Here is a 21,808-nt window from a genome sequence, read left to right on the forward strand (position 1 = left end):
GGGGGAGCTGTGGCGCAGGTTAGGGTGCGGGGGGAGCGACTACAGAAGGTGCTCGCCCGGGCTGGGATAGGCTCATGGCGATTCTGCGAGCAACTGATTCGCCAGGGACGCGTGGCCGTCAACGGCGATGTAGTCACCGAACTGGGGATACAGGTTGACTCATCTGCTCAGGTCACGCTGGATGGCCAACTGATCTCTAAACCGAAAGAGCATATTTACTGGTTGTTAAATAAACCTCCTGGCTATGTGAGCACGGTTACTGATCCGCAGGGCCGTCCTACGGTCTTGGACCTGGCGCCGCTAGCAGAGCGGGTCTACCCTGTGGGGAGGCTAGATGTTGATAGCGAAGGGCTCATCCTGCTCACTAATGATGGTGAGTTAGCCTATCGACTGACTCATCCTCGCTATGGGGTAGAGAAGGAGTACCATGTGTTGATTGATGGAGTACCATCAGATGATGTGTTGCGACTCTGGTGTTCTGGGGTTGAGCTCGATGGACGGACAACTGCCCCAGCCATGGTAGAGAAGATGAAGCAAGATAAGAGGGGGATGTGGCTGAGATTCGTCATCCATGAAGGGCGCAAGCGCCAGATTCGCTTGATGAGTGAACTTTTTGGCTACAGAGCGCAGCGCCTGATCAGGGTTCGGTTTGGCCCCCTCTCTCTGGGGTGCTTGCCGGTGGGAAAGACGAGGCCACTGGCCGAGGAGGAGATAGAGAGGCTGAAGAGAGCCGTGGGATTAGTAGTAGCAAGCAGGTGAAATAGATAATGATAAAGCCCTCCACCATTGCCATCGATGGACCGGCCGGTTCAGGCAAGAGCACTTTAGGGGAACTGTTGGCCCGCAGGCTCGGCTATCTATATTTTGACACTGGGGTAATGTATCGCACCGTGGCCTGGCTGACTTTGCAAGAAGGTGTTGACCCGGCGGACCGGGAGGCAATGGCGCAGATAGCCAGAACGGTGAGGATTAAGGTAACCCACCCAACTGTCGCTGATGGACGCCAATATACGGTCCTGGCCGACGAACAGGATGCTACCTGGCAGATTGTCTCCTCCCAGGTTGACGCCGTCGTCTCTGTCGTCTCGGCCTATCCAGAGGTGCGGGAGGCACTGATTGAGCAGCAACGGGCCATCGCCCGTGCTGGAGGGGTGGTAATGGTTGGGCGGGATATTGGCACAGTGGTGGTGCCTGATGCTGATCTGAAGATCTACCTGGAGGCATCACCAGCCATCCGGGCTCGACGTCGCTACGAACAAGCCCTACAGAGAGGAGAGAAGGTGAGCTACGCCACAGTATTGGCCGACTTATGTCGTCGTGATAAGCTAGATAGCGAAAGGTCTATCGCCCCTCTCCAACCGGCGGCAGATGCGGTGATCATCAGGAGCGACGACCTGAGCCTTGAGGAGGAATGGCAAATCGTCGAAAAGTTAATTGCGGAACCATTCGGCAGTGAACTTCAGCGTTAGATCCCTTCGGTCATGCCCTTCCTGAGGGAGGTTGATTCATGGAGGTTATTCTAGCTAAGGAGATGGGGTTTTGTTTTGGGGTGCGACGAGCGGTAGGGCTTGTCGAGCGGGCGGCCAAGGAGCATGAACAGGTTTCAACGCTGGGTTGGTTGGTTCACAATCCCCAGGTGGTTCATTGGTTAGAACAGTTGGGGGTACGGGTGGCCTCCGATTTGGCAGATATAGACGGTGGTGCGGTGGTGATTGCAGCCTATGGTGTCCCTCCCACTGTAGTAGAAGAGGCCAGACGGAGGGGGCTCAAGGTCATTGACGCTACTTGTCCTCTGGTAAAAGTAGTTCAGGAGAAGGCCCGTCACCTTTCCCAGGATGGATATTTGGTCGTGCTTTTCGGTGATCCCGGCCATGCTGAAGTGAAAGGTGTCCTTGGTTGGACGGAGGGCAAGACGCGCGTAGTCTCCAATCTACAGGACTTAGAGGGTCTGCTGCTGGCCAAAAAGGTGGCTGTTCTGTCCCAAACTACGCAACGTATAGGGGCGTATGAGGAGATTGTTAAGCGTTTGATCGAGCTTCAGATTAAGCAGGCTAAGGAGATCGCGGTATACAATACGATCTGCAATGCCACCGCGGAGCGACAGCAGGCTGCGCTGGAACTCACCAAAGAGGTGGATGTCGTGGTCGTTGTCGGCGGACGCGAAAGCGCCAATACACGCCGCCTGGCCGAAATCTGCCGCAATCAGGGTGTACCGACGTATCATATTGAGGAGGTAAGTGAGCTGCGGCCAGAATGGTTCGTTTCTGCGTGTCGGGTTGGGGTAACAGCGGGGGCATCAACCCCTGATTGGTCCATCGCCAGTGTGTTGGAGTGCCTGGCTAGAATTAGCGAACGAACATGATTTGCCGAAATAACCTACCCCAAATTGATGGAGTGCGAGCGGGTGACACTATTGTGCAAGTAGAGCCTGAGAGCGAAGCGGCCAGGCTGGGGATCAGGAGAGGGGATCGGCTGTTAGCAGTCAATGGCAAGCTGCTTAGGGATGTGCTTGACTATCAGTTTTACACGGCTGATGAAGCGTTGCATCTGACCATTGAGCGCCGTGAACAATGCTGGCAGCTAAAGGCCGCGGGTGGTCAGCCGCTCGGCATCAGCTTTGCCGAACCAACCTTTGATGGTCTGCGCCGTTGCCAAAATCATTGCCCGTTTTGCTTCATCGACCAGCTCCCCAAGGGATTACGCCCGAGCTTATACATTAAAGATGATGATTTTCGTTACTCTTTCCTTTATGGACATTTTATTACCCTCACAAATCTCAGCGAAGATGATTGGCAGCGGCTAGCCGAGCAACGGCTAAGCCCTCTTTATGTTTCAGTACATGCCACCGATCTCGAACTGCGCCGGCAGTTGTTGGGTAATCCTGCTGCTCCTGATATCCTAGAACAGCTGGTGCGCCTGGGCCAGATGGGGATCAGGATGCACACCCAGGTAGTAATCTGCCCAGGTGTTAACGATGATCTTCGGTTGAAGAAGACAGTCTTTGATTTGGCCGTTCTCTATCCCTGGGTGCAATCGATAGGACTGGTTCCTGTTGGTCTAACGCGCCAGCGGCGGGGGCGATCGTCGAACCTGCGCCTATTCACCGCGGCTGAGGCTGCTCAATTGGTCCCCCTGGTACACTCCTGGCAAAAGGAGCTGCGGGCGAGGCTGGGTGTTGGGTTGGTCTATTTGGCCGATGAATTGTACCTTCTGGCCGGCTGTCCCATCCCAGCGGCGTGGCGCTACGATAAATTTCCACAGTATAGTAATGGAATAGGCATGGTACGGGTGTTGCTGGATGAGTGGTCAAGAATACGAAAGCGCAACCTTGGGAGGATCTCCCTGTGTAAGGCGACGATCGTTTGCGGTCGGTTGATTCAGCCTGTCTTGGCTGCGATTTTAGCCGAGCTATCCACCAGGATGGGGGTTCACCCTTCGCTGCTCCCGGTGGAGAATCACTTTTTCGGTGAGAGCATAACTGTTTCCGGTTTATTGACTGCTCCTGACATTTTAGCGACTGCCCGCGGACAGCCGCTTGGTGATCTGGTTATACTACCTGAGGCGACTATCGATCCGGCCATTGGTTGTTTTCTGGATGGCATGACCCCAGCTGAGTTAGAGCAGCAGCTGGGTATTCCCCTTCGGTTTGCTGGTACGGTGCGGGGGCTTCTAGGCGCAACTCGGATGGGGCAAGAAGCGCTCAAGGAGGTTTAGATGTGCGGCATCGTTGGTTACATTGGCGGGCGTGAGGCGACGACGGTTGTACTGGAAGGACTGCAACACCTAGAGTATCGGGGTTATGATTCAGCCGGTCTGGCTATATTTCATAATGGGCGAATTGAATTGCGACGCAGTGTGGGCAAGCTGGAGAACCTGCGCAGGATTCTGGAAAGCGAACCCATAATCGGCTACATAGGCATCGGACACACTCGTTGGGCCACTCACGGTAAGCCTAGTGAGAGTAATGCGCATCCACACATTGACTGTCTGGGGGAGACGGTTGTGATCCATAATGGGATCGTGGAGAACTACCTCCGGCTCAAAAATCAGCTCCAGGCAGAGGGACATATCTTCCGCTCGGAGACTGACACAGAGGTGATCGCCCACCTCGTCGAGAAGCATTGTCGTGCTGGTGATCCTCTGGTAGAAGCGGTGCGCAAAATGCTGTCACAGGTAAGTGGGGCCCATGCTATCGTGGTGATGAGCGCGCGTGAGCCCGATAAGATTGTAGCGGCACGCCTAGGTCATGCCGGCGGGGTGGTTATCGGCTTAGGGGAAGGCGAGATGTTTATCGCCTCTGATGCGCCAGCTATTTTGGATCATACACGGCGGATGATCTTCCTTGATAACCGCGAGATTGCTGTCGTGCAGCAAGATGGCGTAGTTTGTTTGAATCTAGAGGGGGAACGCCTGCTGAAATCCTCTCAGATAGTGCCCTGGGATCCCATAGCGGCGGCCAAGGGTGGCTATAAGCATTTTATGTTGAAGGAGATACACGAACAATCGACAGCGGTGATGGATACCATTCGAGGCCGGCTGGAATGCCAACCGCCTCGGCTGTATCTGGAAGACGTTCTCTTTTCGCCTCAAGAGCTGCGGAATTTCGAGAAGGTCACCATTGTCGCTTGTGGGACGGCCTGGCACGCCGGATTGATCGGGAAATTCCTTATCGAGGAGCTGGCCCGTCTCCCGGTCGAAGTAGATTATGCCTCTGAGTTTCGCTATCGCGATCCACTGGTTGATGAGCGAACGCTACTTGTTGCGGTTACGCAATCTGGTGAAACTGTGGATACATTGGTCTCTATGGAAGAGGCCAAGAAGAAGGAGGCCAAGATACTGGGGGTGGTAAATGTCGTCGGCAGTCAGGCCAGTCGGATAGCCGATGCCCTTATCTATACCCGCGCTGGGCCTGAGATTGGTGTGGCCTCGACTAAGGCCTTCACGGCTCAGCTAGTGGCCCTATATCTCTTTGCTGTCTATCTAGGACAGGGGCGAGGACTATTGAATGAGGATAGGGTGAGGGAGCTGCTGCAGGATATTGCTGAGCTCCCTGTCCTCGTAGGGGAGACGCTCGCTCGCCCTGCTGAAATTTACGAACATCTGGCGAATGTCTATTTCAAGTGCCACAATTTTCTTTACCTTGGCCGGGGGATCAACTATCCAGTGGCCCTGGAGGGGGCACTGAAACTGAAGGAGATCTCTTACATTCATGCTGAGGGTTATCCGGCTGGGGAAATGAAGCACGGTCCTATCGCCCTTATCGATGAGCTGATGCCTGTCGTGGCCATCGCCCCACGGGATAGGGTCTATGAGAAGGTTGTAAACAACATCCAACAGGTGAAGGCAAGGGGGGGCATTGTTATCTCGGTGGCTTCTGATGGTGATGAGGAGATCAGAGAGAAATCGGATCACGTGCTGCTTATTCCCCGTACCTCCTATCATCTTACGCCTGTGTTGGCCGTGCTTCCTCTGCAGTTGCTGGCTTACTATATCGCTGTCAGGAAAGGCTGTGATGTAGATCAACCACGCAACCTGGCTAAATCGGTGACGGTCGAATAGTCCGAGGGGCGGTTGGTATGAGAGGGACGATCTGTTGGGGTGGCTAGGGCGATGAAGGTGGTCATGGTCGGCAATTTTGGGTTATGGCACAAAGGGACGATGGGCGTTCGGGCCTTGCCTATGGCCGAGTCTCTGGTGCGGCGTGGTTGGGAGGTGGTAATAGTGGTACCGCCCTGGGAGACACCAGCCGATTCTGCTCGTGAGGATGTCAGCCACGGTGTACGGATTGTGAATATCAAGTTGCCCCCAAGGCTTCCCCTACTGGGGCATATTTGGATAGTGTATCGCTTGCTGCGGCGTATCCTGCGGGAGAAGCCTGACGTAATCCACACTTTTAAGCCCAAGGCCTACACCGGTCTCGTAGCCACATTTTTATGGGGGTTAAAGACCCTCGGGTTCAGCAAGGTCAGATTAGTTATGGATAGCGATGACTGGGAAGGGCCGGGTGGGTGGAACGAACTGGATCCTTTACCGAGGCACATCAAACTGATTGTCGCCGCCCAAGAGAAGTGGGGTTTGAGGCATTGTGATGCTCTGACGGTGGCCAGTCGCACTCTACAGACGTTAGCCTGGTCCATCGGTGTGCCGAGTGATAGGGTTCATTATGTTCCAAACGGAGTCGGCCAGTCAATGGCAGTTCGATCGCCGGAGGCAGGGGCACGTATTCGCCAACTATATAACCTGGGGGATTACCCCGTAGTGTTGTTATACACGCGCTTCTTTGAGTTTTCTCTAGAGAGGATGAGGCGCATCTTCCGTCGCATAGTGACGGGACTACCGGAGACAAAACTGTTGGTCGTGGGCACTGGTCTTTACGGCGAGGAGCGAGAATTGAGAAGGCTTTTGGAGGAGGGGCTGGGAGAGTCCGTTGCGTTCGCCGGCTGGGTCGATCGTCATGATCTGGAAGACTATTTCGCTGCTTCGGATGTGGCCATTTATCCTTATGATGATAACCTTCTCAACCGTGCCAAATGTGCCGTGAAGCTGATCGACCTGATGGCTGCGGGCCTACCGGTCGTCGCTGATTGGGTGGGGCAGAATGCTGAATATATAGAAGATAGGCTCAGCGGTGTATTAATCGAACCCGGCGATTGGGTCGGGTTCGGCGATGCAGTCGTCGCCCTTCTAAAAGATGGGGAGAGGCAGCGCTGGTTGGGGGAGAAGGCACGACAGCGTGTTACGACCGCTTTCTCTTGGGACAAACTGGTTGAGACAGTGGAGCTGGCCTATCAAACGGCTACCGGTGGATAGGGTGTAAGGAGCAGTGTTGGATCTCAAAAAACATCCGCCATCTGTCCTGCGAAGGTTGTTCATCTATTGGTTACCGGTAACGGCCTGGATGGGCATTATCTTCTACTTTTCTTCTCAGCCCCATCTTCCAACTGCTCCATACCCTCTGCTGGAACTCCTCTGGAAGAAGGCAGCTCATTTGGGCGAATATGCGCTGCTCGGCTGGCTATTACAAAGGGCTGCGAGTTCGGCAAGTGAAGGGCGACCCAATGCGCCGTCTTTTTATTCCTTATCTATCGCTGTAGCCTATGCCATGACCGATGAGCTGCACCAGATGTTCACGCCGGGCAGATCAGCTAGTCCATGGGATATCATTGTCGATGCCTTGGGCTCAGCTATTGGTGTGGCTCTCTGGTGTCGCTACCGCAAAGATAAGGATCTCCCCGAATAGCTTATCCTGTCTCACCCCTACTCGACCGGTTTTTAGTAACTCCAGGAGGGCCAGGAAGGTGACGATCACCTCGAGGCGTGAGGTAGCCGAGGCTGTAAGAGCGTCGAATCCGAGCTGGACGTCCCGGCGAAGTAGGTTCGAAATCAACTCTATCTTGTCCCCGATGGTGAAGGTGTTTCTGGGCATGGCCATCTCCTCTCCAGGAGGAGAATGTTGTCGGAGGACCCGCTGGAGAGCGGTCACTAGATCAGCCAGGATTAAACTGTTGAGCCCTGATGATAGTGGTGGCCGCGACGGAGTGGCAGGCCGAACATAAGAGCGGAGCCCTTGATCTTGTCGCTGCTGGAGTTGAGCGGTTGCTGCTTTGAAACGCTTATACTCAAGTAGCTGCTGGGTCAAGTCGGTGGCCATCTCCTCCGCCTCGTCGTGTAAGACAGCAGGCGAATCCATCTCCTTTGAAGTTGGTAGCAAGGCCAGCGACTTGAGGAGGAGCAGCTTGGCGGCGATGGAGAGAAACTCGGCTAAGATAGCTGGATGGGGATGGTCGAGGGCATGTAGATACTCCAGATACTGATCGGCCACCGTAGCCAGGGAGATAGCGGTGATATCAAGATCATGTCTCTCGATGAGGTGGAGGAGCAGATCTAAAGGACCCTCGAAGATGCCTAATTTTACCTGATAGGCTGACACAGTTCCTACCTCGACGGCTTAAGTGGTAATCATGAAAAGGACATCTTGGGTTGCGCGCTGCATCCCTTGTTCGATTTTCTTCAATCAGGTTGACAGGTGTATGCAGCCAGACTATACTCCAAAAGATCTCTGGTATTGGCTATACCTGGCCTTTACTGATAAGTCTGTCGAGGCGTTGGCGTATCTGATCCGCCTCGGCGACAGCGTTGGGATCGAGATCGAATGGTGATAGCCCTTTGAGGTCGGCAGCGACGATCAGATCGCTATAGGAAAGGAAGCCTATCACCTCAAAGGTCGGCAGATGTGTCTTAATGAAAGAGCGATCAGACTCGTCTTTGACCTTGGAACCGACGACGAGACAACGGGGGATGCCGATATCGTCAGCCAGTGGCCTGATTGTCTCAGCGGTGTGGAGGGAGCGTAGGCCCGGTTCAACAACGATGAGGAGGGCATCTGTCGACTGAGCCGTCCCACGCCCAAGGTGCTCGATGCCCGCCTCCATATCCATAATGACGATTTCTTGGCGGTCAAGGAGTAGATGGCTGACGAGGTTTTTGAGGAGAACATTCTCCGGGCAGACGCAGCCACTGCCCCCCTTTTTTACTGTACCCATAACCAACAGCTTAACCCCGGCGTGGGTGGCAGAGAACTGTTCCGGAATGTCGTTAACCCTGGGGTTGAGCTTAAAAAAGGCGCCAAAGGTGCCTGGTCGGGCGCCGGTGCGCTCCTCAATAAGATCCTTCATTTCGCTGATGGGTACAATCCGGTCCATAACCTCGGCCGGAAAACCGAGGGCGGAGGCGAGGTTAGCGTTGGGATCGGCATCGATGGCCAGAACAGGATATCCTTCCTGGGCATAGAGCCGGGCCAGCAGACTGGCCAGGGTAGTCTTACCGACGCCACCTTTGCCGGTGATGGCCAGTTTCATGGTAAAAAGTGCTCTCCTTGCGCTCTATCAACAGCCAATTATACTATAATTCTTAAAATATAGGAGTAAGTTTGGAGGAAAAAGAGTACGATGGCTGATAAATCGCTTAAGGTTCTTTACCTGGCTGCGGAGGTAGTTCCTTTCGCTAAGACCGGTGGACTGGCCGATGTGGCTGGGGCCTTGCCTAAGGTCCTTAAAGACTTGGGACACGATATACGGGTGGCTATGCCACGTTATGGGCGCATCGACAAGAGTCGCTTTGGCCTCACCACAAAACTGGAGCCATTCCCTGTCCCAATAGATGACACTAGCGAGTCTGTGGCCATCCTGGAGTCAACCATCGGGGGAAAGGTGCCCATCTATTTCATGGATAACGATCGTTACTTTAACCGGGAAGGTGTCTATGGTTATTCCGATGATGGAGAACGCTTCGTCCTTTTCTGTAGAGCTGCGGTGGAGATGTTGAAACGGCTGGATTGGCTGCCGGATATCATTCATTGCAACGACTGGCACACAGCCATCATCCCCAACTATTTGACGACCATCTACCGGGACGACCCCTTCTTCGCCAATACTGCTACTGTATTCACCATTCACAATCTCCGCTACCAGGGCATATTTGGGAATCGCATCTTGGAGATCGCCGGCATAGATGAATATGGGTTCCTGCATCATCCCCGAATGGAGGATCTAGACAACGTTGTTGACCTTTTGGCCAGGGGCATCAATTTCGCTGATGTCATTAACACGGTTAGCGAAACCTATGCTAAAGAGATCTTGACTCCAGAATATGGGGAGAAGCTTGATCCTCTCTTACTCGACCGACAGGACCGGCTTTTTGGTATCCTAAACGGTATAGATTACGATGAGATGAATCCAGCCACGGATAAGTATATTGCGGTCAATTACGACGTAGCTACCCTTGATAAAAGGATTGAGAATAAGGCTGCCTTACAACGTGAGACTGGGCTGAACGTGGATGCAGCTGTTCCCCTAGTGGGGATGGTCTCCCGCTTGGCCGATCAGAAGGGGTTTGATATTTTGGCCGAGATCTTCGATCCAATGATGGAAGCGCTGAATATGCAGTTCGTCCTTTTGGGAACGGGCGATCAGCATTATCACGATATGTTCAGTAACTTTGCGCGCAAGCATTCTGGCAAGATGGCTGTCCTGCTCACTTTTAATGCCACCCTGGCGCAGCGTATCTATAGCGGAGCGGATATGTTCCTTATGCCCTCGCGGTTCGAACCATGTGGGCTGGGACAGCTGATTGCCTTGCGCTATGGTTGCATCCCCATCGTCCGTACTACGGGAGGGCTAGCCGATACCGTACATGACTTCGATCCGCGCAGCGGCGAGGGAAACGGTTTCACTTTCAGTCGGTATCGCTCCCTTGACCTCTTTGCCGCTATTGTGCGGGCGATCGAGAACTATAAATACAGAAGCACCTGGCGCATGTTGCAAGAGAGGGGGATGCAGGCTGATTATTCCTGGAATGTTTCAGCCCAAAAATATGCGGAGCTGTATCGAAAGGCGATTGAGTTCAAGCGCATGGCGAAGGTGGCTGGTTAGCTGCCCTGTGATGAAAGGGAGGTTCGAAGATGCCGCAGTTAAGACAGGACCCCATTGCTGGGTACTGGGTGGTGATAGCCACCGAAAGGGCTAAACGTCCACACACCTTCACGCAGGCCCCAAAAGAGCATACAAAACCTGGTAGAGAGTGTCCTTTTTGTGAGGGAAACGAGAGGATGACTCCAGCGGAGGTGATCGCTTACCGGAAACCCGGTTCAACACCAGATTCCCCTGGTTGGTATCTGAGGGTAGTACCCAATCTCTATCCGGCCTTTGGTCCGGCTGAGGGTTCTCTCTACCCTCACCAGGTGGGGATGTATGCAGTGATGCAGGCTCTAGGGGTGCATGAGGTGATAATCGATGGTCCGGACCACCATAATGACCTCGGTTCCCTTTCTGTGGAGCAGGTGGCTACGGTAGTTAAAGCGTATGTGGAGCGTTATCTGGCCCATAAGGACAACCCGATAATCAAATATATCCTCATCATTGTCAATCATGGCCAGGAGGCCGGCGCTTCACGAGAACATCCCCATTCCCAGCTGTTTGGTACGCCGCTGGTTCCAGCCATGATAGAGCAGGAGCTTGCTGGAACGAAGCTTTATCAGCAAAAAACGGGCCGCTGCGTCTATTGCGCCATGCTCGAGGAGGAATTGCAGCTAGGTGACCGCCTGATTTACGAAAACGGATCGTTCGTTGCCTTTGCACCCTATGCCTCACGTGTTCCCTTTGAGATGTGGATTCTCCCCAGACACCATAGCTCGCACTTTGAGGTGATAAATGAGATGCAGCGCTACCTCTTTGCGGAATCGCTCCACGCTGTGCTGGGTAAGTTGCAACAGGGGTTAAACGATCCACCATTTAATCTATATATACATACTACCCCTTGTCACGACGAGGCAGGCGGGGTTTACCACTGGCACGTGGAGATTCTGCCAAAGTTATCTATTGCGGCCGGTTTTGAACTGGGTAGTGGGATCATGATTAACACGGCTACCCCCGAGTCTGCGGCTGAATTCTTGTGCTCCATCCCTATCTGAGGGGACTTTCGTCGCTTCGACTGGCCAGCCAGATACCAGTCAGGGTGATCCGCCGTAGGTGGACGCCCAACAGCTGGATGGAGGCTGGCCTCTCGTTCAGGATGACTACTGACAGCTTGCGAAGGGCATTCGAAGGCAAACTTGTGCCGCAGGATCTGCGTGACGAAGCCGCAGAGAAGTTATTGGAACGAATACGCGTAGGGACACGGCCCGCCGTGCCCCTACGCTCGTTTTCTCGCAATCTCGCCAAAGTGCTGCCTTCTTGGAACTAGCAAAAGACCATGTTATAATCATACTACTTCGGGAGGGGGTGAGGTTCTTGCTTACTTACCTTAACATCGTGGAGATGATCCTATCGATAGTCTTAATTGTGGTCATCCTCTTACAAACGAAAGGGGCTGGCTTCAGTGGGACTTTCAGTGCTGATACCTCTATCTTCCGCACGCGGCGGGGTATCGAGAAAACTCTCTTCAACTTCACCATCATACTGGCAGTTATCTTCCTTCTAGTATCCGTCATTAGCGTCATTGCAGCCAGGACCGGTCCGACAGCCTAATCACCTGAGGAGCTGGGGTAATCATCTTGTTCAAGTACCTTCGCTGGCAGCTCTTAATTGCGGCGGCCGGCCTCTGCCTGATCGTCGCCCTCATCATCACGGCCGCCTCCCCTACCTCAACAGCGATCGTGCCCGAGGCAGGCGGAACCTACATCGAAGGGGCAATAGGGCAACCAAAATTCCTAAATCCTATCCTTCGTCAACTGGATACGGTCGACGATGATATCGTTTCCTTAGTTTTTCAGGGGTTGACCAAAGTAGGGGATGATGGCCAGATAATGCCTGGGCTCGCTGAACGTTGGGAGATCAGCCCGGATGGCAGGGTTTATACCTTCTACCTGCGTCCAGGGGTGCGCTGGCACGATGGTCAGCCGTTTGGGGCTGACGACGTCGTCTTCACAATCAAGGCGATTCAAGACATCGACTTCCAGGGCAACCGAGCACTGGCTGGGCTTTGGAGAGACGTGACCGTTCAGCAGATCGACGAAGCCACTGTTCGTTTTGTACTGAAAGACGCTTACGCCCCCTTTCTGGAATTTACCACGATAGGCATATTACCCGCCCATATTCTGGCGAACGTTCCGGCTAAACGGCTACCTGATAGTGCTTTTAACGCTAAGCCAGTGGGAACCGGCCCCTACAAAGTGAAAGCGGCGAGCCTGCAGGAGGTCGTCCTTGAGGCCAATAAAGACTACTATGGACGGCGGCCATTGCTCTCACGGATTCGCTTCCGCTTCTACCCGGACGATAAAAAAGCCTTAATTGCCCTGCAACGAGATGAGATCCAGGGTGTCGGTCGCCTGAACCCCGCGGAGGTAAGAGTGCTGGAGGGAGATAAGCAATTTAATACCTATGCGCTACCGGAGATGTCCAAATTGACCCTTCTCATCTTAAATACAAAGAGTTCTATCTTCGGGGAGAAGGGCGTGCGCCAGGCCGTAGCCTATGGCATTGATCGCCAAAAGTTGATCAATCTTGTCTTGGACGGTCGAGGGACCCAGGCTGACAGCCCGATTAGCCCCGCCTCTTGGGCGTACAAGTACGATGTCAAGAGATACGACTATAAGCCGGACTATGCCCGCAAGTTGCTCGATGACCTCGGCTGGAGGGATACAGATGGGGATGGCATCCGGGATAAGGGTGGACAAAAGCTACGCTTCGTTATCCTAACCAACGACAATCCTCTGCGGATCAAGGTGGCTGAGGAGCTCGGTCGTCAGCTGAAGGACATTGGCATGCAGGTGGAGGTTCATGCCGCTGGCTGGTCTGGGGTCGTTCAGGATTTCCTCATACCGCGCAATTTCCAGTCCGTCTTGACGGAGGAGTGGTCGCCGAATGCCGATCCTGACTGTTATCAATTTTGGCACTCCTCACAGATCAAAGAAGGATTGAATTTCTCCTCATGGACGAATCGGCGAGCTGATGAGGTCCTGGAGAACGCCCGACGTTCAAGTAGCCAAACGGAACGTCTGAAGCTGTATCAAGAATTTCAGTCCATCTTCGCCGATGAGGAGCCGGGTATTCTGTTGTATTACCCGGTCTATAATTATGTCATAAACAAGAACGTTAAGGGCATCCACCTTGGACCGCTCATTATGGACAGTGATCGGTTCAAGAACATTGACCAATGGTACGTCAGGAGTCCTTATACTGTCTCCGACGGCGGTGAGATACCCAAACCGCGCTAGACGCTCCAGACAGCTATCCTTTTTGGCTTGCTCCCCTCATCTGTCTTTTTAGCAGCTCTAACACATTAACTGAATAATACTTGACAAAATGACACTCAAGATATATACTTATATCGTCACTGGGTTAGCCGTTGATTTGTAGTTGGGACGAAATGTAGGTGTGGTGAGAGGATGGCTGGCAAAGACTACTATCAGATTCTTGGCGTCAGCAGGAATGCCACTGACAAGGAAATAAGACAGGCGTATCGCAAGCTGGCCCGCAAATATCATCCGGATCTCAATGCTGGGGATAAGACGGCTGAGGCCAGGTTTAAGGAGGTACAAGAGGCTTACGACGTGTTAAGCGATCCAGAGAAGCGGGCGCAGTACGACCGCTTCGGTGAGGGATGGCCATATGGCGAGACCAGCCGGCCGGGTGGTTTTGAGTGGACCTTTACAGATGTGGGTCCGCAATTCGATGGCTTCAGGTTCGATTTTGGTCGTCCTGGCGGAGCGACGGGAGATTTGGGGAGCATCTTTGAACGTTTGTTTGAGACGGTTGGACATGGTCGTGCTGCTCAGGACACGATGCGACGGACACAGCGCGGGCAGGACATTGAACATCACATTGAGGTGACTCTGGAGGAGGCTTACCAAGGTACACAGCGGCTTATCGAAGTCAACGTGCCCGGCAGCAGCCGGCCGCGACGTGTAGAGGTCAAAATACCGCCTGGGGTACAGGATGGCTCCCGGATACGCGTGGCCGGAGAAGGGTACGAGGGGCTAGCTGGGGGACCACGGGGTGACCTTTATTTGATCGTCTCGGTGAAGCCCCACCCCCTCTTTGAAAGGAAGGGGAATGACCTTTATAGTGAAGTTCCGATTCCTCTTAGCCAAGCAATTCTGGGGGGCGAAGTTCAGGTGCCTACCTTGAAGGGTAAGGTGGCCTTGAAGATACCAGCGGAGACCCAAAATGGCCGGACCTTTCGGCTGGCTGGATTGGGTATGCCCCGCCTCCAGGGAACGGGCAAGGGCGATCTCTACGTCAAGGTGAAGGTCGTATTGCCCACAGGGTTGACTCCAAAGGAGCGGGCGCTCTTCGAGGAGTTGCAGCGCTTGCGTCCTGTGGCTTAAACCCAGACGGCAAGCGAGGAGGTGAAGTGATCTTTGGTTGATCGTGAACCGTGCTATGTTATTAGCGTTGCGGCCAAGATGGTCTGTATGCATCCCCAGACGTTGCGCTATTATGAGCGTCTCGGTCTTATCGAACCTTCACGAACGGTCGGCAAGATACGTCTGTATTCGGCGGCAGATATAGAGCGTCTTCGCCAGATCAAGCGGCTTATGAAGGATTTGGGTGTTAACCTGGCGGGGGTGGAGGTGATCATCAATATGATGGAACGGGTGGCTCAAATGGAACGGGAGGCAGAAGAGATGCGACGTGAACTAGAGAGAGAGATCCAGCGGCTGCGTTCAATGTTGGGTGAAGTGGCTGAGTGATAGCTGTGGGCCATCGACCGGCGAGGGGGCGACTCAATCTGTATATCCTGGCCGTTGGGAACGATAGAGGAGGGTGTATTTGAAATGAGGATAGATCGTTTTACTGAGCGGGCACAAGAGGCCATTAGTCGGGCCCAGGAGCTCCTGCAAGAGCTGCAACATACACAATTGGATATAGAGCATTTACTGGAGGCCCTTCTGGAGCAATCTGATGGGCTGGTGCCAAAGATCCTTCAGAAATTAGGCGTCGATGTCGAGCAAGCCATGGGGCAGGTCATGGCCGTGTTGAACGCCAGCCCGAAGCAGCTCTACATTAGCGACGGCCGGACCCAGGTCTACATAACTCCACGACTCAAACGGGTCTTCGAACTGGCTGAGGAGGAGGCTAGCCGTTTGAGAGACGAATATATAGGAACAGAGCACCTTTTCATTGCTATTGCCGGAGAGCGAGAAGGGCCATCCGGGCGCATCCTCCAGGAGTTGGGCATTGACCAGGAGAAGATTTATAGGGCCTTGGTGGAGATTAGAGGCACGCAGCGTGTTACAGACCCGCATGCTGAGAATAAGTATCAGATTCTTCAGAGGTATAGCCGTGACCTGACAGAGTTGGCCCGGCTGGGCAAATTGGATCCGGTAGTGGGGCGCGATGAGGAAATTAGGCGGGTAATCCAAATCTTGTCGCGTCGGACAAAGAATAATCCGGTCCTGATCGGAGAGCCAGGCGTGGGTAAGACGGCCATTGTGGAGGGCTTAGCGCAGCGTATCGTCAGCAGGGATGTACCCGAAATGCTGTATGGCAAGAAGGTGGTCGCTCTCGACATGGCTGCCTTGGTGGCTGGGTCGAGGTTCAGAGGTGAGTTTGAAGAGCGCCTAAAGGCGGTGGTAGACGAGATCCGGCGCTCGAAGGGAGAGATCATCCTCTTCATTGATGAACTACACACCGTTGTTGGGGCTGGGGCGGCTGAGGGGGCGATTGATGCCTCTAACATCCTAAAGCCGGCTTTATCACGCGGCGAGCTGCAGTGCGTTGGTGCGACCACCCTCGATGAGTATCATAAGCACGTAGAGAAGGACGCTGCCCTGGAAAGGCGTTTCCAACCCATCTTCGTCGATGAGCCATCGGTGGAGGAGACGGTGGAGATTCTACGCGGCCTGCGTGATAAGTATGAGGCTCATCATCGCTTGAAGATCGACGACTCAGCCCTGGTATCTGCTGCCAAACTAGCTCATCGTTACGTAAGCGACCGATTCCTCCCTGATAAGGCCGTTGACCTCATCGATGAGGCAGCCTCGAAAGTACGAATGGATCTCTATAGCATGCCGCCTGAGCTGAAGGCGATGGAGGAGAGTCTCCAACGCCTTCAGATGGAGGAAGAGGCAGCTAGCCAGGCGCGAGCATATGAGCGTGCCGCAGTCCTACATAGCGAGGCTATCGTCCTCCGCCAACGCTACCAGGAGGCTCGTAAGAGGTGGTTAACTGAGAATAACATTGACGAGGTGGTCGATGAGGAAGACATCGCCACCCTTGTCTCCCAGTGGACAGGTATCCCTGTGAGCCGGATGCTGGAGACAGAGGCGACAAAGTTGCTGGATATGGAGGAGAAGTTGCATCAACGCGTGGTCGGTCAGGATGGGGCCATCGCGGCCGTCGCTGACGCCGTGCGCCGGGCGAGGTCTGGGCTTAAAGACCTGAAAAGGCCAATCGGTTCCTTCATCTTTTTGGGGCCTACCGGTGTGGGGAAGACGGAGCTGGCTAAGGCTTTAGCTGAGTTCCTCTTTGACACCGATGAGGCTATGACCCGCATCGATATGTCTGAGTATATGGAGAAACATACCGTTGCCCGTATGATCGGTGCACCGCCTGGCTATGTTGGCTATGAGGAGGGTGGGCAGTTGACTGAGGCCATCCGGCGCAGGCCGTATCAGGTAGTGCTCTTCGATGAGATCGAAAAGGCTCACCCGGAGGTGTTCAACGCCTTGCTCCAGGTCCTTGACGACGGACGCCTGACGGATGGGCAGGGTCGCACTGTCGATTTCCGGAACACGGTCATCATTATGACCTCAAACGTGGGTACGCAGCACGTGCGCAAACAGGCAAGCATCGGCTTTTTGCCGGTCAGCCGGACAGAGAACGAGAAGGAGGAGATGCGTGAGATCATAATGGCCGAGTTGAAGCGCACCTTTCGTCCAGAATTCCTAAACCGCATTGATGAGATCATCATTTTCGATCCCTTGACCCAAGCCCAGATGGTTCAGATCGTGGAGCTATTGCTTAAGGATCTTCAAGGACGGCTGCAGGAACAGGGGATACAATTAGAGTTGACACCGGCAGCTAAGGAGTGGTTGGCTCAGGAGGGCTATGACCCAAACTATGGGGCGCGCCCCTTGCGTCGGGCGATACAACGTTTCGTAGAGAGTCCACTCTCGAAGAAACTGCTGGCTCATGAATTCATCGAAGGAGACACGGTTATCATTGATATTTCTGGAGAGGAATTATTCTTCCGCAAGGGGGACCATTCATCCCTCTTCGCCCACCTAGCGGGACAGAGGGGATGAGTAGATCCTGATAGATATGAATTAATCAAGGAGGAATCGATGTCTAACAGTGGACATCTTGTAGTCGTCGGCAGCTCCAATATGGACCTGATCGTCAAAATACCGAAATTGCCTAGGGTAGGCGAAACGGTGCTGGGTGGCGAATTCCATATGGCTGCTGGTGGCAAGGGAGCCAACCAGGCTGTGGCGGCAGCGAGACTGGGGGCCAGGTGTTTCTTTGTGGCCAGAGTAGGGCTGGACCTCTTCGGGGATCAATTATTGGCCAATCTGCAAGAGGCCGGGGTTGAGACCCCCTTAATTGCCCGTGATGCTGCTTATCCTTCCGGCGTGGCCTTTATCCTGGTAGATGAGCGGGGCGACAACATCATCGCTGTCGCCTCAGGGGCCAATATGCAATTGTCAAGGGCAGATGTTGAGCAGGCAGCACCTATGATTGCCTCAGCCAAAGCCCTCATTACTCAGCTGGAGAGCCCGCTGGAGACCGTGGAATACGCCATTGATCTGGCCAAAGAGAATGGGGTTCCCATCTTTTTGAATCCTGCTCCAGCCCGAAGTCTTCCCCTGGATCTGCTGCGAAAGGTTGATGTCATTACCCCTAATGAGACCGAAGCGGCGTTGTTGACTGGCATGGAAGTTACCGATATGGACACGGTGAAAATGGCCGGCGAGCGGTTGTTGGGACAGGGCGTGGGAGCGGTTGTGGTTACTTTGGGTAAGGATGGTGCACTCCTCGTACAGCGGAATGGGGCCCAGCATTTCCCAGCCTATAGGGTGAAAGCGGTGGACACGACGGCGGCAGGAGATGCCTTCACGGCCGCCCTGGCTGTAGCTGCCTCCAAGGGACATAGTCTTGAGGAGGCAGTAGACTATGCTAATGCAGTAGCAGCCTTGACCACGACCAAGATCGGTGCTCAACCCTCTTTACCGACCCGTGAGGAGGTAGCTCGTTTCCTGGCCAGTCAAGCGCGGTCCTAAGCCTACACCCTCGCCTGTTTTGAGCTATAGCTCTGCCTTCATGGGCTGAGAACAAAGTCTTCCCGGAACCTTACGAGAAATGGATGAATACAATGTAGGCTGGGGAAGCTCAGGCGACCCGCTGCAGCCGTTGGAGATAGACAAGTAAAATAGCGATGTCAGCTGGGGTAACACCGCTGATGCGGGAGGCCTGGCCAAGGGTCAGCGGCCTGATCTCCTTCAGTTTTTGCTTGGCCTCGCGGCGGAGACTGAGGATAAGGTCATAGTTGAGGTCTTCGGGTAGTCTTCGCTGCTCCAAATGGCGCATACGCTCCACCTCGACCTGTTGCTTTTCGATGTAGGCAGCGTACTTCACCTCAATCTCTACCTGCTCGGCGATGTCGTTCGGCAGCGTATCTTCACTGAGCAGTGGGGTGAGCATCTGGCAGGTTACCGCTGGACGGCGCAGGAGGTCGAGTGCACTCGTCGCCTTGTCCACCGGTTGGAGTCCTTCGGCGAGTGGTTGCGCGAGGTACGCCTTGGGGTTCGGGTATGTCTTGCTCAACCGATCTATCGTCTGCCAGATCAATCGCCGTTTCTGCTCGACCGCCTCGTAACGCTCCTCATCGATCAGCCCTAACTTGTAACCGATGGGCGTAAGGCGCAGGTCAGCGTTGTCGCTGCGCAGGAGTAACCTATACTCGGCCCGTGAGGTAAATATGCGGTAGGGTTCGCTTATCTCCTTGGTGGTCAGGTCATCTATCATCACCCCGGCGTAGGCGAGGTTGCGTGGTAAGGTCAATGGTTCGCCCCGATCGAGAGCGCTCAGGACAGAGGCTATATCCGTCGGCAGATGGCCTGCATCTACAGCGCGGTTGATCCCCCTTATCCTTAAGGCCGCGTTGATACCGGCGACCAATCCCTGGGCCGCTGCCTCCTCATATCCAGAAGTGCCGTTGATCTGACCGGCGAGGAAGAGCCCCTCGACCAGCTTCGTCTCCAGGCTAGGGGTGATCTGGCTGGGCGGCACATAGTCGTACTCCACAGCATAGCCAACGCGGGTCATCTCGACCTCAGCCAGGGCTGGGATACTCCGCAGCATGGCCAGCTGGACGTCCTCGGGTAGGCTAGTATTGGCCCCCTGTACATACATCTCACTGGTGTTCCAGCCCTCTGGTTCCAGAAAGAGCCCGTGGGCTTCCTTGTCAGCGAAGCGAATGATCTTATCCTCGATGGAAGGACAGTAGCGTGGTCCGATTCCTTTGATCAATCCGGTGAAGAGAGGAGCACGATGCAGGTTCTGGCGGATGATTTCATGGGTCCGGCTGTTGGTATGCACCAGATAACAGGGCAGCTGAGGGCGCCAGGTGCTCGGCTGGAGATGGGGGTAAACCGGGTTGATATTCAAAGTGGTTCCAAACCCTGACCATGGCTGCCAATGTCCATCCTCATCGAGGGTGGGGGGTCTGAAACTGAAATAGAGGGACGATTCGCTGCCTGGTTGCAAGACCGTTTTGCTGAAGTCTACGGTATGGGCATCGATGCGTGGAGGTGTACCCGTCTTCAAGCGACCCAAGGTGAACCCGATCTCGGCCAGGCTTTGAGCTAAGCCGATGGCGGGGAATTCCCCGGCCCGACCGGCTAGTTGGGTGACCTCGCCGATAATGATCCTTCCCCGCAGGGAGGTGCCGGTGGTGATCACCATAGCTTTAGCGCGGTACTCTGTTCCAGTAGAGGTGACCACGCCCCTGACCACCCATTGCCTTTCGCTCCGACTGTTCGGTTCGACCAATATCCTCTCTACCATTGCTTGTTTGAAATCGAGGCCGGGTTGGGCTTCTAGAGTTTGCTTCATGGCCAGTTGATAGAAGCGCTTATCAGCCTGAGCGCGTGGCACCTGCACGGCTGGGCCTTTACCCGTGTTGAGCATCCGTATCTGAATGGAGGTCTTATCGATATTGCGAGCCATCTCGCCCCCCATGGCGTCGATCTCCCGCACTAAATGACCCTTGGCCGGCCCACCGATGGAGGGGTTACAGGGCATCAAGGCTATGTTATCTAGGCTTATCGTCAGTAATAGGGTTTGGCACCCTGTCCGGGCGGCAGCCAGGGCGGCCTCACAACCGGCGTGTCCGCCTCCAACTACAATGATGTCGTACATTCAAGAATCCTTCTCAGCATTCATACAAACAAATGGGCGCTCAGGTGGTGGGCCGGACATCAGCCTTTCTGTGTGTAGGGGTGCAGACCGGCCCGCCGTGCGCGGCAATTTCTCCGCTATACCTGGCCTAAAATATAAAGTTGGCCTGGGGAACTTGTCAAATGATCGGCATTTTTTGAGCCTAGGGGTTGTTTACAGACGAGAGGGTTAAACGAGGGGTTGGAATAGCGCTCTTGTCTACACTATAGGGGCCGGCCGCTGCTGATTCACCTACTTATCTATTGGGGTGGCGCCTCAGGGGTTATCGCCTCCCTGGGAATCAGTCCTGCCTCTTTGGCGATGTCTCCCCCATTGGCTACGGTCACCTCCCCCGCTTTGGCCCAGGGGGTATCAGTGCGCCACTGCTGCAACACTGCCCGCTGGCAGCGCAAGACAAAGACGTTCTCATACTCCCCATAGCCCATGGGCAAACCGAAGTGGGCGATGGGGTCTGGATCGGCTAAGTAACGCGCCTTGATGGCCGGGTTGAGATCGAGCAGGGCCAGGTGCCTCTTCGCCACCTCCTCCCAGGGCAGCCCCTTATCCCCCGCCCAGTCAAAGGGCCTGGGCACCTGACGATAGGCCAATAGCCAGCCGTCCTTGCCAGCCTTGGAGAGCTCATCGAAGACGTTGACGAAGTAGACCTGCTTCACCTCCGGTCGCCACTGGAAGACCTGTTTTTGCATCACCTGGCTGGTGAAGCCATCCCAGATGAAGCGCCTTGAGGCGGGATAGCCCAATTCTGTTACCCCGCCCAGGCGCTGAAACTCAGTCCAGAAGGGGACATCGTGCGCATCGCTGATGGCGTAGCCACGGCCGCGGGCTGCTAGCCTACCACTGGTCTGCTCAAAGAAGTGTCCTCCGGGAATCTCATAATCCGTTGTCTCCTGAAGACCCAAATGCACTAG

At 54.5% G+C, this 21,808-nt stretch carries 20 protein-coding genes; 15 read left to right on the top strand and 5 right to left on the bottom strand.

The features are described 5' to 3' along the window. Window positions 1-9 precede the first annotated feature (9 nt). Genes M1136_03485 through M1136_03515 form a run of 7 tightly spaced genes read left to right on the top strand, consistent with a single transcriptional unit; the run spans window position 10 to window position 7,240 of the window. Complete coding sequence (locus M1136_03485; protein ID MCL5074702.1) at window positions 10-759, top strand: rRNA pseudouridine synthase; 750 nt, start codon at window positions 10-12, stop codon at window positions 757-759. A gap of 8 nt (window positions 760-767) precedes the next feature. Beyond that, window positions 768-1,469 carry a (d)CMP kinase gene (cmk, locus tag M1136_03490; GenBank protein ID MCL5074703.1) on the top strand — a complete coding sequence of 234 codons (702 nt, stop codon included), beginning with the start codon at window positions 768-770 and terminating at the stop codon, window positions 1,467-1,469. A 38-nt stretch (window positions 1,470-1,507) separates the two neighbouring features. Continuing rightward, window positions 1,508-2,362, top strand: a complete 855-nt coding sequence (ispH, locus tag M1136_03495; GenBank protein ID MCL5074704.1) for a 4-hydroxy-3-methylbut-2-enyl diphosphate reductase — start codon at window positions 1,508-1,510, stop codon at window positions 2,360-2,362. A gap of 53 nt (window positions 2,363-2,415) precedes the next feature. Beyond that, the gene (locus M1136_03500) at window positions 2,416-3,714 is read left to right on the top strand and encodes a DUF512 domain-containing protein (GenBank protein ID MCL5074705.1); all 1,299 of its coding nucleotides are present in this window, start codon (window positions 2,416-2,418) and stop codon (window positions 3,712-3,714) included. Beyond that, the gene (gene glmS / locus M1136_03505) at window positions 3,715-5,559 is read left to right on the top strand and encodes a glutamine--fructose-6-phosphate transaminase (isomerizing) (GenBank protein MCL5074706.1); all 1,845 of its coding nucleotides are present in this window, start codon (window positions 3,715-3,717) and stop codon (window positions 5,557-5,559) included. A 51-nt stretch (window positions 5,560-5,610) separates the two neighbouring features. Beyond that, entirely contained in the window at window positions 5,611-6,810 is a 1,200-nt protein-coding gene (locus tag M1136_03510) for a glycosyltransferase family 4 protein (GenBank protein ID MCL5074707.1), read from the top strand. Between the two features lie 16 nt (window positions 6,811-6,826). After that, window positions 6,827-7,240, top strand: a complete 414-nt coding sequence (locus M1136_03515) for a VanZ family protein (protein ID MCL5074708.1) — start codon at window positions 6,827-6,829, stop codon at window positions 7,238-7,240. Here the strand turns inward: M1136_03515 and M1136_03520 are convergent. Together M1136_03520 and M1136_03525 are read right to left on the bottom strand one after the other, a co-directional pair. Beyond that, window positions 7,181-7,930: a segregation/condensation protein A gene (locus tag M1136_03520; GenBank protein ID MCL5074709.1), complete on the bottom strand. Its 750-nt coding sequence runs from the start codon at window positions 7,928-7,930 to the stop codon at window positions 7,181-7,183. The two genes, M1136_03515 and M1136_03520, sit on opposite strands and share 60 nt — an antisense overlap. A 139-nt stretch (window positions 7,931-8,069) precedes the next feature. Further along, entirely contained in the window at window positions 8,070-8,858 is a 789-nt protein-coding gene (locus M1136_03525) for a carbon monoxide dehydrogenase accessory protein CooC (GenBank protein ID MCL5074710.1), read from the bottom strand. A 90-nt stretch (window positions 8,859-8,948) separates the two neighbouring features. Between M1136_03525 and glgA the strand changes: the two genes are divergently transcribed. Together glgA and galT are read left to right on the top strand one after the other, a co-directional pair. Beyond that, complete coding sequence (glgA, locus tag M1136_03530) at window positions 8,949-10,430, top strand: glycogen synthase GlgA (protein MCL5074711.1); 1,482 nt, start codon at window positions 8,949-8,951, stop codon at window positions 10,428-10,430. Between the two features lie 29 nt (window positions 10,431-10,459). Next, window positions 10,460-11,467 carry a galactose-1-phosphate uridylyltransferase gene (galT, locus tag M1136_03535; protein ID MCL5074712.1) on the top strand — a complete coding sequence of 336 codons (1,008 nt, stop codon included), beginning with the start codon at window positions 10,460-10,462 and terminating at the stop codon, window positions 11,465-11,467. Here galT and M1136_03540 read toward each other — a convergent pair. After that, entirely contained in the window at window positions 11,460-11,717 is a 258-nt protein-coding gene (locus tag M1136_03540; protein ID MCL5074713.1) for a hypothetical protein, read from the bottom strand. The genes galT and M1136_03540 overlap by 8 nt on opposite strands. A gap of 69 nt (window positions 11,718-11,786) precedes the next feature. Between M1136_03540 and secG the strand changes: the two genes are divergently transcribed. The 6 genes from secG to rbsK all read left to right on the top strand — a co-directional run bounded on the left by secG (window position 11,787) and on the right by rbsK (window position 18,721). Further along, window positions 11,787-12,023 carry a preprotein translocase subunit SecG gene (gene secG / locus M1136_03545; GenBank protein ID MCL5074714.1) on the top strand — a complete coding sequence of 79 codons (237 nt, stop codon included), beginning with the start codon at window positions 11,787-11,789 and terminating at the stop codon, window positions 12,021-12,023. Window positions 12,024-12,049: 26 nt separating this feature from the next. After that, a complete protein-coding gene (locus tag M1136_03550; protein MCL5074715.1) occupies window positions 12,050-13,711 on the top strand; it encodes an ABC transporter substrate-binding protein in 1,662 nt (553 codons plus the stop codon). Between the two features lie 171 nt (window positions 13,712-13,882). Continuing rightward, complete coding sequence (locus M1136_03555; GenBank protein MCL5074716.1) at window positions 13,883-14,824, top strand: DnaJ domain-containing protein; 942 nt, start codon at window positions 13,883-13,885, stop codon at window positions 14,822-14,824. A gap of 33 nt (window positions 14,825-14,857) precedes the next feature. Then, window positions 14,858-15,190 carry a helix-turn-helix transcriptional regulator gene (locus M1136_03560; GenBank protein ID MCL5074717.1) on the top strand — a complete coding sequence of 111 codons (333 nt, stop codon included), beginning with the start codon at window positions 14,858-14,860 and terminating at the stop codon, window positions 15,188-15,190. A gap of 84 nt (window positions 15,191-15,274) precedes the next feature. Beyond that, window positions 15,275-17,746 carry an AAA family ATPase gene (locus M1136_03565; GenBank protein MCL5074718.1) on the top strand — a complete coding sequence of 824 codons (2,472 nt, stop codon included), beginning with the start codon at window positions 15,275-15,277 and terminating at the stop codon, window positions 17,744-17,746. 39 nt (window positions 17,747-17,785) lie between these two features. Then, entirely contained in the window at window positions 17,786-18,721 is a 936-nt protein-coding gene (rbsK, locus tag M1136_03570) for a ribokinase (GenBank protein MCL5074719.1), read from the top strand. A 109-nt stretch (window positions 18,722-18,830) separates the two neighbouring features. Here the strand turns inward: rbsK and M1136_03575 are convergent, their stop codons facing one another. Next, window positions 18,831-20,861: a tRNA uridine-5-carboxymethylaminomethyl(34) synthesis enzyme MnmG gene (locus tag M1136_03575; protein ID MCL5074720.1), complete on the bottom strand. Its 2,031-nt coding sequence runs from the start codon at window positions 20,859-20,861 to the stop codon at window positions 18,831-18,833. 278 nt (window positions 20,862-21,139) lie between these two features. Beyond that, the coding region (locus tag M1136_03580) for a hypothetical protein (protein ID MCL5074721.1) at window positions 21,140-21,808 on the bottom strand (669 nt) is incomplete at its 5' end.

Source organism: Chloroflexota bacterium, from assembly GCA_023475225.1.
Classification (GTDB): domain Bacteria; phylum Chloroflexota; class UBA6077; order FW602-bin22; family JAMCVK01; genus JAMCVK01.

What these genes read in the sequence shown, in the direction of transcription:
- cmk (MCL5074703.1), top strand. Translation starts at nt 768, where the DNA reads ATGATAAAGCCCTCCACCATTGCCATCGATGGACCGGCCGGTTCAGGC.
- ispH (MCL5074704.1), top strand. Translation starts at nt 1,508, where the DNA reads ATGGAGGTTATTCTAGCTAAGGAGATGGGGTTTTGTTTTGGGGTGCGA.
- glmS (MCL5074706.1), top strand. Translation starts at nt 3,715, where the DNA reads ATGTGCGGCATCGTTGGTTACATTGGCGGGCGTGAGGCGACGACGGTT.
- M1136_03510 (MCL5074707.1), top strand. Translation starts at nt 5,611, where the DNA reads ATGAAGGTGGTCATGGTCGGCAATTTTGGGTTATGGCACAAAGGGACG.
- M1136_03525 (MCL5074710.1), bottom strand. Translation starts at nt 8,858, where the DNA reads ATGAAACTGGCCATCACCGGCAAAGGTGGCGTCGGTAAGACTACCCTG.
- glgA (MCL5074711.1), top strand. Translation starts at nt 8,949, where the DNA reads ATGGCTGATAAATCGCTTAAGGTTCTTTACCTGGCTGCGGAGGTAGTT.
- galT (MCL5074712.1), top strand. Translation starts at nt 10,460, where the DNA reads ATGCCGCAGTTAAGACAGGACCCCATTGCTGGGTACTGGGTGGTGATA.
- M1136_03555 (MCL5074716.1), top strand. Translation starts at nt 13,883, where the DNA reads ATGGCTGGCAAAGACTACTATCAGATTCTTGGCGTCAGCAGGAATGCC.
- M1136_03565 (MCL5074718.1), top strand. Translation starts at nt 15,275, where the DNA reads ATGAGGATAGATCGTTTTACTGAGCGGGCACAAGAGGCCATTAGTCGG.
- rbsK (MCL5074719.1), top strand. Translation starts at nt 17,786, where the DNA reads ATGTCTAACAGTGGACATCTTGTAGTCGTCGGCAGCTCCAATATGGAC.
- M1136_03575 (MCL5074720.1), bottom strand. Translation starts at nt 20,861, where the DNA reads ATGTACGACATCATTGTAGTTGGAGGCGGACACGCCGGTTGTGAGGCC.